This window comes from Telluria sp. RB2R28, from assembly GCF_059685835.1.
Genome location: NZ_JCASIK010000005.1, coordinates 170,333 through 183,077, shown reverse-complemented (window position 1 = coordinate 183,077; position 12,745 = coordinate 170,333). Strand labels below are relative to the sequence as shown.

Below are 12,745 nucleotides of genomic sequence, written 5' to 3'. Positions count from 1 at the left end.
TAAGAAAACGAAAAATCCATGGCAGCCTTGTTTACCCCGTTCACTCTCAAAGACGTCACGTTGCGCAACCGTATCGCGGTGCCGCCAATGTGCCAGTACACCGCCAATGACGGCTTCGTCAACGATTGGCATCAGACGCATTACGCCAGCATTGCCCGCGGCGGCGCCGGCCTGGTCATCGTGGAAGCAACCGCAGTCTCGCCGGAAGGCCGGATCACGCCGGGCTGCACCGGCCTGTGGAACGATGCACAGGTCGAGGGCATGGCCCACATTGCTGCCCGTATCAAGGCCGCAGGTTCGGTCGCCGGCATCCAGATCGGCCATGCCGGCCGCAAGGCCAGCGCCAACCGTCCGTGGGAAGGCGATGACCATATCCCGTCGGACGATGCCTACGGTTGGGACACCATCGCACCGTCGGCGATTGCCTTCGGCAAGAACCTGCCAAAAGTGCCGAAGGAAATGACGCTGGACGACATCGCGCGCGTCAAGGCCAATTTCGTCGACGCTGCCCGTCGCGCGCTTGCTGCCGGCTTTGAATGGCTCGAACTGCACTTTGCCCACGGTTACCTGGGCCAAAGCTTCTTTTCGCCGCACTCCAACAAGCGCACGGACCAGTACGGCGGCGATTTCACCGGCCGCAGCCGCTTTTTGCTCGAAACCCTGGAAGCCGTGCGCGAAGTCTGGCCAGCGAACCTGCCTCTGACCGCACGCCTTGGTGTCATTGAATACGATGGCAACGATGAGCAAACCGTCAACGAGTCGATCGAACTGATTCGCATGATGCGCCAGCGCGGCCTGGACATGCTGAGCGTCAGCGTCAACTTCACGATTCCGGATGTGAATATCCCGTGGGGTCCGGCATTCCTGGGTCCGGTGGCCAAGCGCGTGCGTGACGAAGCCGGCATCCCGGTGGCATCGGCATGGGGCTTCGATGGTCCGCACCTGGCAGAACGCGCCGTGGCTGACGAACAGCTGGATCTGGTCATGGTCGGCCGCGCTCACCTGGCCAATCCGCACTACCCGCTGGAAGCGGCCAAAGAGCTGGGCATCGAGCGTCCGACCTGGGTGCTGCCGGCGCCGTATGCGCACTGGCTCGAGCGTTACAGCATGCAGAAGTAAGCCATGTTTCGGCAGGCAGGAAGCGTTGCCCTGACTGCCGAACCCTTGTCCGGCAAGCGAGTCGGGCGCGCGCGTTTCCTGCAGCGCCTGCCTCGCGCCACCCGCTCGAAAACCTCACTACAATCGGTTGACCGATCAGCAACGAGGACCATCATGAGCATTCATCCCGAACACGACCTCAATCCCGGCGACGATGCAGAACCCGGCACGCCCGGTACCGGCGAGGACGTCTGTGACGCCTGTGCCGGCAAAGGCACACTCCCGGACGGCAAGGCCTGCCCGCAATGCGGCGGCAGCGGGCATGTGACTGTGGGTATTGGCGGGGGCTAAGCGCCTCGCCTGACATAACCTTGCAGCGCGGGGCGTGCCAGACGCATCGCCCCGTGCTGCCAGTGTTTTACTGCGGTGGCTGACCGTTCGACGCCATCAAGCCCGCATCCACCGGCAAGTTCACACCAGTAATAAGGCGCGCATCGTCGCTCGCCAGGAACGCCATCGCGGCTGCAACGCCATCCGGATCTTCCGGCGCGCCCAGCGGCATGCGCTCATTGAACTTGGCGACCAGCTCGGGCTTGCTGACCATATCCTTCGTCAACCCGGTGTCAGTAAAGCTTGGATTGACCGCGTTCACGCGCACCCCGTCCTTGGCCGCATCCATCGCCATTGCGCGCACCATATTGCTGACCGCGCCTTTCGACGTGTTGTAGGCAAACATTTCCCAGTCACCACCCAGTCCCGACACCGACGACGTCATGACGATCGATCCGCGGGTCTTCACGAGCTCAGGCATCGCTGCCTTGGCCATGTGATAGTAGCCGGTGACATTGACGGCCATGACGCGCGCGAAGTCTTCTTCGCTCGTGGCCATGATGTCACCGTCCGTCGCAATGCCGGCATTGTTGATCAGGATATGCAGGCCGCCGAAGCGCTCGACGGCAGCCTTGACGGCGGCTGTTGCGGTGGCCTTGTCGGCGGTGTCGCCGACCTGCACGAGCACGCGATCCTGGGGAAGGCTGGCGGCGGCCTTGTCGAGTTTGTCGCCGTCGATATCGAGCATGACGACACGGGCACCTTCATCCAGAAAGCGGCGGGCAGCGGACAGGCCGATGCCGGATGCGGCGCCGGTGACGAGGACGGTTTTATCATTGAAACGGTTCATTGAATTCCTTTCGAGCAGGCAGAAGCAGCCCGGTTGCGCGCAGCAAGCGGGCCATTCATGAGGCCTTGTTGGTTCACGAGAATGTGCTGTCGACGATAGCACAGGGGTTCGTACACCTCTCTTACGGTTCCATCAGGAAAACTCCGGTGCACCTACCCGACGATGCGTTCTTCGTCGTGCTTGACGATCGGATCTTCGGTGCCGGTCCACTCGCTCATCAGGGAGTAACCCACCGCCAGCAGCACCGGCCCGATGAACATCCCGATGAAGCCGAACGCGATCAGGCCGCCCAGTACGCCGAGCAGCGTGAGCAAAAACGGCAGGCTGCTGCCGCGGCTGATCAGCATCGGGCGCACGACGTTGTCGACGCCGCTGATCAAGACCGCGCCCCACACCGTCATAAAGATCGACCAGCCCGTCTCGCCTTGCGCGAACAGCCAGAGCGCCGCCCCGCCCCAGACCAGCGGCGGGCCGAACGGAATCAGCGACGTCAGGAAGATCAATACCGACAGCAGCGGCACGGCCGGCACGCCGGCAATCGCAAAGCCGATGGCGGCGACGATCGCCTGCGCCAGCGCGGTGCCGAGCAGGCCGTACATCACGCCGCGCACCGTCTGGCTGACGGTGGCCTGGATCGATTCGGCGCCCTCGCCCATCACCTTGCGCATCGTGACTTCGATGATCGAAAGCAGGCCATTGCCGTCGCGGTACAGGAAAAAGCTCACGAACGCGGCCAGGCTCATTTGCACGACGCCGGTGCCCAGCATCAAGCCGCCCTTGACGAGCCAGTGGCGCGCCGGCTCGAGCATGCGCTGGGCCAGCGCCAGCATCTGCTCGCGGCTGGCGATCAGGTTGTTCAGATAGGTCTCGACCGACGGGCCGACCAGCGGGATGTCGCGCAGCCAGGTGGGCGGCGCCAGTTCGCGGTGCTCGATCAAGAGGCGCAGTTCGCCGAAGCCGCGCGCGACATCGTCGCCCAGGTTGTAGGCGACCATCGACAGCGGAATGATGAACAGCAGCGTGAGCGAAAGCGTCATGGTCAGCGCCGCAATCGTGCGCTGACCATTCAGGCGCGTGAGCAGCCGCAGGTACAGCGGCCAGCTCGAGATGGCGACGGCGGCGGCGAACAGGATCGCCGGCAAAAACGGGCGCAGCACATAGAGGCAGCCCAGCGTGAGCAGGATGACCATGGCGATGCGGGTGTAATTTCTGCCGGGTCGTTGCTGCTCCATGCTGCCTCAGGAAAGTGGTATTTACGGCATCATAGCAGTTGGCGCAGGTCGTGGGCGATCAGGCCCGGCCCCTGGCCGTGGCGTACGAACAGGCGCAGCTGGCCCTGCTTGTCGAACACGAAGCTGCCAGCGGTGTGGTCGACCGTATAGCTGCTCGCGTCGGCGCCCGGCGCCTTGGCGTAGAACACCTTGAATTCCTTGGCCACCTTCGCAGTCGCGGCGGCGTCGCCGTACAGGCCGATGAAGCGCTTGTCGAACGCCGGCACATAGTGCGACAGCAGTTCCTGCGTGTCGCGCTCGGGGTCGACCGTGACGAACAGCACCTGGACTTCGTCGGCCGACGGGCCCATTTCTTTCAGCACGGTCGCCATTTCGGCCATCGTGGTCGGGCAGACGTCCGGGCACTGGGTATAGCCGAAGAACATCACGACGATCTTGCCGCGGAAGTCTTCCAGCGTGCGCACCTTGCCGGTGTGGTCGGTCAGCGTGAAGCCCTTGGCGTAGTCGACGCCCGTCACGTCCGTGTTATGGAAGGCCGGGGCTTTGTCGCGCAGCTTGTCGCAGCCGGTGGCAAACAGCGCCACGGCCGAGAACGCCGCGATGGTCAGCAGTCGTTTCATCTTGAACCCAATATCAGAACTTAAAATAGTGGTCGACCAGCAGCGCTGCGAACAGCAGCGACAGGTAGACGATCGACCACGTGAACGTCTTGCGCGCCTGCGCATCGCTGTAGTTGCGGTGCACGCGCCACGAGTGGCGCAGGAAGACCGCATTGAGCGGCACGGCCGCCGCCAGGTAGATCAGGCCGCTCATGCCGACCGCGAACGGCAGCAAGGTGGTGGCGGCCAGGCCGATCGTGTACAGCCACACCTGCAGGCCGGTGAATTTCATGCCGTGCGTGATCGGCAGCATCGGCAGGCCCGAGCGCGCGTAGTCTTCGCGGCGATACATCGCCAGCACCCAGAAGTGTGGCGGGGTCCACATGAAAATGATCAGGACCAGCAGCCACGCTTCCATCGGGACCTCGTTGGCCACGGCCGCCCAGCCCAGCGCGGGCGGCATCGCGCCCGACAGGCCGCCGATGACGATGTTCTGCGACGTGTTCGGCTTGAGCAGCAGCGTGTAGATGAAGGCGTAGCCGACGAACGTGACGAAGGTCAGCCACATGGTCAGCGGATTGACCAGCGTGTACAGCACCAGCATGCCCAGGCCGCCGATGATCGACGAAAAGACCACGGTCTGCGTCGTGCTCAGTTCGCCCGAGGCCGTGGCGCGGCGCGCAGTGCGCGTCATGCGCGCATCGACACGCGCCTCGACCAGGCAATTGACAGCGAATGCGGCGGCAGCCAGCAGCCAGATACCGGCCGTGCCGGCGATCAGCGTTTGCCAGCCCGGGAAGCCGTCCGTGGCGAGGAACATCCCGATCACGGCGCAGAATACCGCCAGCTTCGTCACGCGCGGCTTGGTCAGGGTCCAATACTGCGAGAAACGGCTCTGGGGTTTGGGGATGGCTGTCTGGGTTGTCATCAATGGGTGCTTGCGGACGCGGCGAGTCCGGGCGCTGGGACAGCGCAGGCCGCGTCGAGTTGGAACTTCACCCGGTAGTTTAACATGGTCACCAGGATCACCAGCAGCGCCGCCCCGGCGTTATGCATGACGGCAATCGCCAGCGGAAAGCTGAAATACACGGTCGCGATGCCGGTGAACAGCTGCGCCACCATGACCAGCACCAGCAGGCGCGCAGTCTTGCCCAGCGCCGGCAGGCGCCAGGCGCGCCACGCCGCCAGACCCAGCACCAGCACGACAGCCAGCGCGAAGGCGCGGTGTACCCAGTGAATCGCGACCAGGGCCGAGAACGGCAAATAATGCCCTTCCATCGTCTTGCCCAGCTCGCGCCACAGGTGGAATCCGTGCTCGAAGTCGAGCTCCGGCACGAGCGCGCCCTGGCACAGCGGGAATGTATCGCAGGCCATGGTTGCATAGTTAGTGCTTACCCACCCGCCCAGCGCGATCTGGACGGTGAGCACGACGGCGGCGAGGGGCGACAGCCAGCGCAGGCTGCGCAGCCGCGCGATCATTCCAGGCCCCTGCAACAGCGCCGGCCGCTTGAGCAGCGCGTCTTCGCGGCACCCCATCCAGACCAGCATCGCCAGGAGCGTCATGCCCAGCAGCAGGTGGATCGTGACGATCACCGGTTGCAGCTTGAGCGTGACGGTCCAGGCGCCGAACGCGCCCTGCACCAGCACCGAGGCCAGCAAGGCGATCGGCATGGCCGGCTGGAACACGGCGTCGTGCGTACGGCGCCACTGCTTGACCGACGTGAACAGCAGCGCCAGGATCAGTGCGCCGATGCCCATCGCCAGGTAGCGGTGGATCATCTCGATCCAGGCCTTGGCCACCGTGACCGGGCCGGTCGGCATCGCCGCTTCGGCCGCAGCGATCTGCTCGTGCGCCAGGAACGGGTTGGCTTCGCCATAGCAGCCCGGCCAGTCCGGGCAACCCAGTCCCGAGTCGGTCAGGCGCGTGAAACCGCCGAACACGATCAGGTCGAACGTCAGAAACACCATCACCCAGACCAGCTTGCGGTATTTGTGGGCGTCGGACGACATCCAGACGATCGCCAGCGGCAGGCTGGCCACGAGCAGGCCCATCAGGCCAAGGTGTATGAGGGAAGACAGGTCCATGTGATTCTTTACCGGTGACGTGGTTCAGCCAATGGCCGATGCCTTGAGCAGTTTGGCAATGTCCTTGTAGACGCGGCCCGGTTCGGGCTGGAACGGGAAGCGCATCATCAGGTTGCCCAGCGGGTCGATCAGGTAGATATGGTCGCTCGGGGCGCGGCCCGCTTCGGTCGGTAGCCATTTGGCCACGGTGGCGGCCGGCGCGCGCAGCAATTCCATGCCGTCGTATTCGCGCATCATGACGGTGTCGAGCGGTTCGCTATCGGTGATCAGCCACACGCGTTCCATGCGTTCCATGTTCTTGCCCTGCATCGTGCGCCACTGGCGCATCGCGTACAGCTGGCGCATGCATTCATCGTTGCACTTGCCCCCGCCCATGCGCAGCATGACCCATTTGCCTTTCAGGTCGGCGAGCGTGCGCGGCTGGCCGTCGAGCGTGGTCGTGGCCATCTGCGGGATCGGCAGCGTGCGTGCATCGAGGATGGTGCCGTAGTTGGTGCGATCGGTCGGCTTGACGATGTAGAAGGTAATGTACGACACGATCAGCGGCGCGGCGCAGATGAGCAGCACCACCAGCAGCTTGAGGCGGCCGCGGCGGCGCGCGGTGTCAGGGTCAGCGAGTTGTTCTTGAGCCACGTCGAAATCCCGTCATCACATAAAAAAGAAGGGCCAGCGCCGCCAGTGCGTACCACTGGAAGGCATAGCCGCGGTGTTTGTCGATCCCTGCTTCAGGCAGCGGCCAGTCACGCGCCATCAGGTCGGCCGGCGTGGCCGGCAGCGTCTGCTGCACGAGAAATGGCAGCAAGCGCAGGCCGCTTGCCTGCGCCAGCGCTTGCGGCGTCAGGTTCTGCACCGCCACGCCCGGCGCCAGCGGCGGGCCGTCGCCCAGTTCCATCACCTTGCCGGAGGACAGGACGAGCCGTCCTTCGAGCGTGACCGGTCCGGCTGGCGTCGCAAATGTCGGCAGCTTGTCGAACTCGGCCTGGCGCGGCAACCAGCCACGCAGCACCAGGACGTGCTCGTCGGCACCCGCTATTTTAAACGGCATTGCGAGATAGAACCCGGACTGGCTCCCGCGCGGGCGGTTCGCGAGCAGGACGGGCCAGCCGGCGACGAATTCGCCGTGCACGCGCACGCGGCGAAATTCAAGATCCGGGGATGGGGCGATGGTGGGACCGAGGGTGAACGGTGGCTCGGCGGCGCGCGCCAGCTGGCGCGCCTGCAGGCCGGTCTTGTAGGCGGCCCGGTCCTGTTGCCAGTTGCCGAGCATGATGCCGATGAGGGCCACAATCAGTGCTGCAATCAGGGCGATGGGGCGAAATCGGAAGGCGAAGCGCATTACAATGAATTCTCAACCTTTCGCGGGTCCATCATGAAAATCTTCGTTGCCATCGCCTTCGTCCTGATCCTGGCCAGCCTGGCGTCGGCCCTGTTCTTCATGATGCGTGACAAGGGGCGCACCAACCGCACCGTCAATGCGCTGGCGCTGCGGGTGGGCTTGTCGATCGTGCTGTTCCTGTGCCTGCTGGCGGCGCACCAGATGGGGTGGATTGCGCCGACCGGGTTGCGCTGATCGGGTTGTGTTCGCTTACAGCCAGTACACCACGACGTACAGACCCAGCCACACCACGTCGACAAAGTGCCAGTACCATGCGGCCCCTTCGAAGCCAAAGTGGTGCTCGGCCGTGAAATGCCCGCGCAGCACGCGGTACAGGATCACCGACAGCATGATCGCGCCCATCGTCACGTGAAAACCGTGGAACCCGGTCAGCATGAAGAAGGTCGAACCGTAGATACCCGACGTGAGCTTAAGGTTCAGGTCCTGGTAGGCGTGCATGTATTCATACACCTGGAAGCCCATGAACACGGCGCCCAGCAAAATGGTCGCGGCCAGCCAGAACGCCGTCTTGGCGCGGTGGCCGGCGCGCAGGGCGTGGTGCGAAATGGTCAGCGTCACGCCCGACGTCAGCAGCAGCGCGGTGTTGATCGTCGGGATCGGGAACGGCCCCATCGTGCGGAAGCCCTCGACGATGCCGGCCGGCCCGGTATTGCCCCAGTGCGCCGAAAAATCAGGCCACAGGATCTGATGATCCAGGTCGCCCAGCCACGGCATCGAAATCACGCGTGCATAGAACAGCGCGCCAAAGAACGCGCCAAAGAACATCACTTCCGAGAAAATGAACCAGCTCATCGACCAGCGGAACGACAAATCGATGCGCTTGCCGTACAACCCCGATTCGGATTCCCCGATCGCTTCGCCGAACCAGAAGTACAGCACGACAAGCATCGCGACGATGCCCGTCAGGCACACGGGCATCGCAAACGGCAGCCCGTTGACCCAGCCAGACGCGCCGGCCATCGTCACCAGCATCGACAGGCCGGCCAGCAACGGCCAGCGCGAGGGGCCGGGAACGAAGTAATAAGGCGCAGCGGTCTGTGGCGATGCTGGTTGTGACGAACTCATCTTTATCTCCTCGGGCGATGCTGTTGATTGTTGCGTCAAAATGGGAAACTAGGCCACCGCGAAACTTACCGCCAGCATGATCAGGCCGATGAAGATCGCCACCCCGATCAGGCCGGCGACGATCACGTGGACCGGGTTCAGGCTGGCTGCATCGTTCTCGTAATCGGCGCGCTTGCGCACCCCGAAGAACGACCACAGCACGGCCTTCATGCTGGCCAGAAAACTCCCCTTGCGCTGATGGGGCTTATCCGTTTGCATCGCCTTCTTTCGGCGCGGCGGCGGCCTTGAACGCCCCGCCAATTTCAAAGAACGTGTACGACAGCGTGATGTTCTTCACTTCGCGCGGCAGCTTGGGGTCGATGAAGAACACCACCGGCATCTGGCGCGCCTCGTTCGGGGCCAGCGTCTGTTCGCGGAAGCAGAAGCACTCGACCTTCATGAAGTGCGGCGTGGCCGACTGCGGCGCGTAACTGGGAATCGCCTGCGCTTTCACCGCCCTGCCCTGCGTGTTGACGACTTCGTACATGACGGTGGCCAGTTCGCCCGGATGCACGTCGATGCTGCGCGTGGTGGGCCGGAAGCGCCACGGGCCCTGCGAATTGCCGTCAAGCTCGATCGTGATCGTGCGCGACTTGTCGACCTGGCTGTTGGTCGGCGCCGCGACAAACCCATCCTGCTGCGTGAGCACATTGATGCCCAGCACCTCGCAAATCTGCCGGTACACGGGCACCAGCGCATAGCCGAAGCCAAACATCGCCACCGCTACGACCACCAGCTTGCCGAAGGTGCGGCGGTTCAGGCGCAGCAGTTTGACGCCGGTGGCCATATCAGCTCAGCAGCGTGAACTTGACGAACACGCTGATGAAGAAGAACAGCGCCAGGCCGGCCAGCCACAGCGCGGTTCTCAGGTTATTGGGTTTGCGTGGCGCGGTCATCGGATTGTCCTTACTTCACCAGCGGCGGCGTTTCGAAGGTGTGGAACGGCGCCGGGCTCGGCACGGTCCACTCCAGGCCTTCGGCGCCTTCCCACGGTTTCGCGGGCGCCTTGGCGCCGCCGCGGATCGTCGGCAGCACGACTGCGAACAGGAAGTACACCTGGCTGAAGCCGAAGCCGAAAGCGCCGATCGAGACGATCATGTTGAAGTCGGTGAACTGCACCGCGTAATCGGCATAGCGGCGCGGCATGCCGGCCAGGCCCAGGAAGTGCATCGGGAAGAACGTGATGTTGAACGTGATCAGCGAGAGCCAGAAGTGCATCTTGCCGCGCGCCTCCGGGTACATGTGCCCGGTCCACTTCGGCGCCCAGTAATAGAAGCCCGCGAACAGCGCGAACAGCGAGCCGGCCACCAGCACGTAATGGAAGTGGGCGACCACGTAATAGGTGTCGTGCACCTGGATGTCAATCGGCGTCACCGCCAGGATCAGGCCCGTGAAGCCGCCGATGGTGAACACGAAAATGAAGCCGACCGCGAACAGCATCGGCGTCTCGAACGTCATCGAGCCCTTCCACATCGTGGCGACCCAGTTGAAGATCTTCACGCCGGTCGGCACGGCAATGAGCATCGTCGCGTACATGAAGAACAGCTGCGACGTGACCGGCATGCCGGTCGTGAACATGTGGTGCGCCCAGACGACGAACGACAGGATCGCGATCGAGGCCGTCGCGTAGACCATCGACGCGTAGCCAAACAGCGGTTTGCGGGCAAACGCCGGAATGATCTGCGAGACGATGCCGAACGCCGGCAGGATCATGATGTAGACCTCGGGGTGGCCGAAGAACCAGAAGATGTGCTGGTACATCACCGGGTCGCCACCGCCGGCGGCATTGAAGAACGAGGTGCCGAAGTGGCGGTCGGTCAGTGTCATCGTGATCGCGCCGGCCAGCACCGGCATCACGGCGATGAGCAGGTAGGCGGTGATCAGCCAGGTCCAGCAGAACATCGGCATCTTCATCAGCGTCATGCCGGGCGCGCGCATGTTCAGGATGGTGACGATGATGTTGATCGAGCCCATGATCGACGAGGCGCCCATGATGTGCATCGCGAAGATCGCCATGTCCATGCCCAGGCCCATCTGCGTCGACAGCGGCGCATACAGCGTCCAGCCGGCGGCGGTGGCGCCGCCCGGCACCAGGAACGACGTGGCCAGCAGGATCGCCGCCGGTGGCAGCAGCCAGAACGAGAAATTGTTCATGCGCGCAAACGCCATGTCGGATGCGCCGACCTGCAGCGGCAGCATCCAGTTGGCAAAGCCCACGAAGGCCGGCATGATCGCGCCGAACACCATGATCAGGCCGTGCATGGTCGTGAGCTGGTTGAAGAATTCAGGGCGCACGAACTGCAGGCCCGGCTGGAACAGCTCGGCGCGGATCATCAGCGCCAGCACGCCGCCCGAGAGCAGCATGATGAACGAGAACCACAGGTACAGGCTGCCGATGTCCTTGTGGTTGGTGGCATACACCCAGCGGCGCCAGCCGTGCGGATGGTCGTGGTGTTCGTCGTGTGCGTGGCCGTGCTCATTGCCGTGACCCGGTGCGTGGTCGATCGTCGTGGTGCTCATGGCGTTACCCCTGCTCGTTACGTGCGTTGGTGGCGGACATTATTTGCGGGCGGCCAGGACTTCGGCCGGCTGGACGATATTTTCCGCAGCCTTGTTCGACCAGGAATTGCGGGTATAGGTGATCACGGCGGCGATCTCGGTGTCGGACAATTGAGGCCATGCCGGCATCGCAGTGGGGAACTTGCCGCTCTTCTGGCCGTGCAGCAGGATGTCGATCTGGTGCGCCTTGTTGCCCAGGACATTCGGCGAGCCGTCCAGCGCTGCGAACGCGGCCGGGATGCCCTTGCCATTGACCTGGTGGCAGGCCACGCAGTTGGCGGTGTAGACGGCTTCGCCACGGGTTTTGAGTTCGTCGATGGTCCAGACCTTGGTCGGGTCGTCGGCCAGCGCCGCCATCTCTTTTTTCTTGCCCGCGACCCAGGCGGTGTAGTCGGCGTCGGACACAACGCGCACGACGATCGGCATGAACGCGTGGTCCTTGCCGCACAGCTCGACGCAGTTGCCGCGGTACACGCCGATCTGCTCGGCCTTGAACCAGCCGTCGCGCACGAAGCCGGGGATGGCATCCTGCTTGATGGCGAACGCCGGCACGGTCCAGGCGTGGATCACGTCGTTGGCCGTGAACACCATGCGGATCTTCTTGTTGACCGGCACGACCATCTCGTTATCGACTTCGAGCAGGTAGTTGGCAGTGCGCGCTTCGGTCGGCGCCACGCCGGGCTCACCGATCTGCGACCGTGGCGTGGCCAGGTTCGACAGGAACGAAATGCCCTCGCCCTCGCCTTTCAGGTAGTCGTAGCCCCATTTCCACTGCATGCCGGTGGCCTTGATGGTCAGGTCGGCATTGGACGTGTCTTTCAGCGCGACGACGGTCTTGGTGGCCGGCAGCGCCATCCCGATGACGATCAGGAACGGCACGATCGTCCAGGCGATTTCGACGGCGGTGGATTCGTGGAAGGTGGCCGGCTTGTGGCCCAGGGATTTGCGGTGCTTGAACACCGAGTAGAACATGACGCCGAACACGGCAACGAAGATCACCAGGCAGACGATCATCATCCAGGTGTGCAAGCCGTAGATGTCGGCGCCGACGGCGGTGACCGGGGCCTGCATATTGAGCTGGTGCTCCTGAGGCCGGCCCGTCAGTTGCTGCGCCCAAGCCGGCGCAGAGCCAGCGGCGGCGCCGAGTACGGCACAGCCGTACAGCACGGCCCGAAGTCGCGTTGCATATGTCATGTATGTCCCCAACCACCCAAAAAATAAGAATTATTTTTAAACGGTCAGCCATTCCACGAACGAACGACGCCGCTCCGTGCTGGCCGCAGAACACCGATGCCGTGCCGGGGCATCTCTGCGGCTGCTGCAATTCTTTTTCTGTTTCTGTTTTGACGCTGTCTCGCGGCTTGCGATGCCGCTTTTTCAAGCGATTCTATCGGCTAGACGTGAAAAATAGCAATTGATTATATCTAAAGCACTAATTTTTATTCAAGGAATATTGGCCCGCCCGCCAATCTGCCCGTGCACGGTGACGACG

16 protein-coding genes are annotated in these 12,745 nt (G+C 63.5%); 3 read left to right on the top strand and 13 right to left on the bottom strand.

Annotated elements, in window-relative coordinates; genetic code table 11:
- Positions 1 to 18 precede the first annotated feature (18 nt).
- Both AC56LV_RS19080 and AC56LV_RS19075 read left to right on the top strand, forming a co-directional pair.
- On the top strand, positions 19 to 1,119 hold the full coding sequence (locus AC56LV_RS19080) for an NADH:flavin oxidoreductase/NADH oxidase (RefSeq protein WP_499559966.1): 1,101 nt from the start codon (positions 19 to 21) through the stop codon (positions 1,117 to 1,119).
- A gap of 153 nt (positions 1,120 to 1,272) precedes the next feature.
- Positions 1,273 to 1,449 carry a hypothetical protein gene (locus tag AC56LV_RS19075; RefSeq protein ID WP_499453381.1) on the top strand — a complete coding sequence of 59 codons (177 nt, stop codon included), beginning with the start codon at positions 1,273 to 1,275 and terminating at the stop codon, positions 1,447 to 1,449.
- Between the two features lie 67 nt (positions 1,450 to 1,516).
- Here AC56LV_RS19075 and budC read toward each other — a convergent pair whose 3' ends face one another.
- From budC to AC56LV_RS19040, 7 genes are all read right to left on the bottom strand, one after another.
- Entirely contained in the window at positions 1,517 to 2,278 is a 762-nt protein-coding gene (budC, locus tag AC56LV_RS19070; RefSeq protein ID WP_499559964.1) for a meso-2,3-butanediol dehydrogenase, read from the bottom strand.
- A 152-nt stretch (positions 2,279 to 2,430) separates the two neighbouring features.
- Positions 2,431 to 3,510, bottom strand: coding sequence for an AI-2E family transporter (locus AC56LV_RS19065; protein ID WP_499559962.1), 1,080 nt, complete (start codon positions 3,508 to 3,510; stop codon positions 2,431 to 2,433).
- Between the two features lie 29 nt (positions 3,511 to 3,539).
- Positions 3,540 to 4,130, bottom strand: coding sequence for an SCO family protein (locus tag AC56LV_RS19060; RefSeq protein WP_332533013.1), 591 nt, complete (start codon positions 4,128 to 4,130; stop codon positions 3,540 to 3,542).
- Between the two features lie 13 nt (positions 4,131 to 4,143).
- Positions 4,144 to 5,037 (bottom strand): heme o synthase, encoded by an 894-nt coding sequence (cyoE, locus tag AC56LV_RS19055; protein WP_258836573.1) that lies wholly within the window; start codon positions 5,035 to 5,037, stop codon positions 4,144 to 4,146.
- Positions 5,037 to 6,194 (bottom strand): COX15/CtaA family protein, encoded by a 1,158-nt coding sequence (locus tag AC56LV_RS19050; RefSeq protein ID WP_499559960.1) that lies wholly within the window; start codon positions 6,192 to 6,194, stop codon positions 5,037 to 5,039. The genes cyoE and AC56LV_RS19050 overlap by 1 nt, the downstream gene beginning before the upstream one ends.
- A gap of 24 nt (positions 6,195 to 6,218) precedes the next feature.
- On the bottom strand, positions 6,219 to 6,827 hold the full coding sequence (locus AC56LV_RS19045; protein ID WP_499559958.1) for an SCO family protein: 609 nt from the start codon (positions 6,825 to 6,827) through the stop codon (positions 6,219 to 6,221).
- Positions 6,805 to 7,530, bottom strand: a complete 726-nt coding sequence (locus AC56LV_RS19040; protein WP_499559956.1) for an SURF1 family protein — start codon at positions 7,528 to 7,530, stop codon at positions 6,805 to 6,807. Before AC56LV_RS19040 ends, AC56LV_RS19045 begins: the two co-directional genes overlap by 23 nt.
- Before the next feature lie 33 nt (positions 7,531 to 7,563).
- On the opposite strand from AC56LV_RS19040, the gene AC56LV_RS19035 reads away from it, so the two are divergent.
- Positions 7,564 to 7,764, top strand: a complete 201-nt coding sequence (locus AC56LV_RS19035; protein WP_183557020.1) for a twin transmembrane helix small protein — start codon at positions 7,564 to 7,566, stop codon at positions 7,762 to 7,764.
- Positions 7,765 to 7,779: 15 nt separating this feature from the next.
- Here AC56LV_RS19035 and AC56LV_RS19030 read toward each other — a convergent pair whose 3' ends face one another.
- The 6 genes from AC56LV_RS19030 to coxB are packed head-to-tail and all read right to left on the bottom strand — an operon-like array spanning position 7,780 to position 12,447.
- Positions 7,780 to 8,655: a cytochrome c oxidase subunit 3 gene (locus AC56LV_RS19030; protein WP_183557018.1), complete on the bottom strand. Its 876-nt coding sequence runs from the start codon at positions 8,653 to 8,655 to the stop codon at positions 7,780 to 7,782.
- Between the two features lie 48 nt (positions 8,656 to 8,703).
- Entirely contained in the window at positions 8,704 to 8,913 is a 210-nt protein-coding gene (locus tag AC56LV_RS19025; protein WP_183557016.1) for a DUF2970 domain-containing protein, read from the bottom strand.
- Positions 8,900 to 9,481, bottom strand: a complete 582-nt coding sequence (locus AC56LV_RS19020) for a cytochrome c oxidase assembly protein (RefSeq protein ID WP_183557014.1) — start codon at positions 9,479 to 9,481, stop codon at positions 8,900 to 8,902. Before AC56LV_RS19020 ends, AC56LV_RS19025 begins: the two co-directional genes overlap by 14 nt.
- Before the next feature lies 1 nt (position 9,482).
- On the bottom strand, positions 9,483 to 9,590 hold the full coding sequence (locus AC56LV_RS19015; protein ID WP_332533005.1) for a cytochrome oxidase small assembly protein: 108 nt from the start codon (positions 9,588 to 9,590) through the stop codon (positions 9,483 to 9,485).
- Positions 9,591 to 9,600: 10 nt separating this feature from the next.
- Positions 9,601 to 11,214, bottom strand: coding sequence for a cytochrome c oxidase subunit I (gene ctaD / locus AC56LV_RS19010; protein WP_482897439.1), 1,614 nt, complete (start codon positions 11,212 to 11,214; stop codon positions 9,601 to 9,603).
- Positions 11,215 to 11,253: 39 nt separating this feature from the next.
- On the bottom strand, positions 11,254 to 12,447 hold the full coding sequence (gene coxB / locus AC56LV_RS19005; RefSeq protein ID WP_499559954.1) for a cytochrome c oxidase subunit II: 1,194 nt from the start codon (positions 12,445 to 12,447) through the stop codon (positions 11,254 to 11,256).
- Positions 12,448 to 12,745: the final 298 nt, after the last annotated feature.

Excerpts from the sequence above, each read along its gene's own strand:
- AC56LV_RS19030 (WP_183557018.1), bottom strand. The coding sequence starts at position 8,655 with ATGAGTTCGTCACAACCAGCATCGCCACAGACCGCTGCGCCTTATTAC.
- AC56LV_RS19075 (WP_499453381.1), top strand. The coding sequence starts at position 1,273 with ATGAGCATTCATCCCGAACACGACCTCAATCCCGGCGACGATGCAGAA.
- AC56LV_RS19060 (WP_332533013.1), bottom strand. The coding sequence starts at position 4,130 with ATGAAACGACTGCTGACCATCGCGGCGTTCTCGGCCGTGGCGCTGTTT.
- AC56LV_RS19050 (WP_499559960.1), bottom strand. The coding sequence starts at position 6,194 with ATGGACCTGTCTTCCCTCATACACCTTGGCCTGATGGGCCTGCTCGTG.
- budC (WP_499559964.1), bottom strand. The coding sequence starts at position 2,278 with ATGAACCGTTTCAATGATAAAACCGTCCTCGTCACCGGCGCCGCATCC.
- cyoE (WP_258836573.1), bottom strand. The coding sequence starts at position 5,037 with ATGACAACCCAGACAGCCATCCCCAAACCCCAGAGCCGTTTCTCGCAG.
- AC56LV_RS19020 (WP_183557014.1), bottom strand. The coding sequence starts at position 9,481 with ATGGCCACCGGCGTCAAACTGCTGCGCCTGAACCGCCGCACCTTCGGC.
- ctaD (WP_482897439.1), bottom strand. The coding sequence starts at position 11,214 with ATGAGCACCACGACGATCGACCACGCACCGGGTCACGGCAATGAGCAC.
- AC56LV_RS19040 (WP_499559956.1), bottom strand. The coding sequence starts at position 7,530 with ATGCGCTTCGCCTTCCGATTTCGCCCCATCGCCCTGATTGCAGCACTG.
- AC56LV_RS19025 (WP_183557016.1), bottom strand. The coding sequence starts at position 8,913 with ATGCAAACGGATAAGCCCCATCAGCGCAAGGGGAGTTTTCTGGCCAGC.
- AC56LV_RS19065 (WP_499559962.1), bottom strand. The coding sequence starts at position 3,510 with ATGGAGCAGCAACGACCCGGCAGAAATTACACCCGCATCGCCATGGTC.
- AC56LV_RS19015 (WP_332533005.1), bottom strand. The coding sequence starts at position 9,590 with ATGACCGCGCCACGCAAACCCAATAACCTGAGAACCGCGCTGTGGCTG.
- coxB (WP_499559954.1), bottom strand. The coding sequence starts at position 12,447 with ATGACATATGCAACGCGACTTCGGGCCGTGCTGTACGGCTGTGCCGTA.
- AC56LV_RS19080 (WP_499559966.1), top strand. The coding sequence starts at position 19 with ATGGCAGCCTTGTTTACCCCGTTCACTCTCAAAGACGTCACGTTGCGC.
- AC56LV_RS19035 (WP_183557020.1), top strand. The coding sequence starts at position 7,564 with ATGAAAATCTTCGTTGCCATCGCCTTCGTCCTGATCCTGGCCAGCCTG.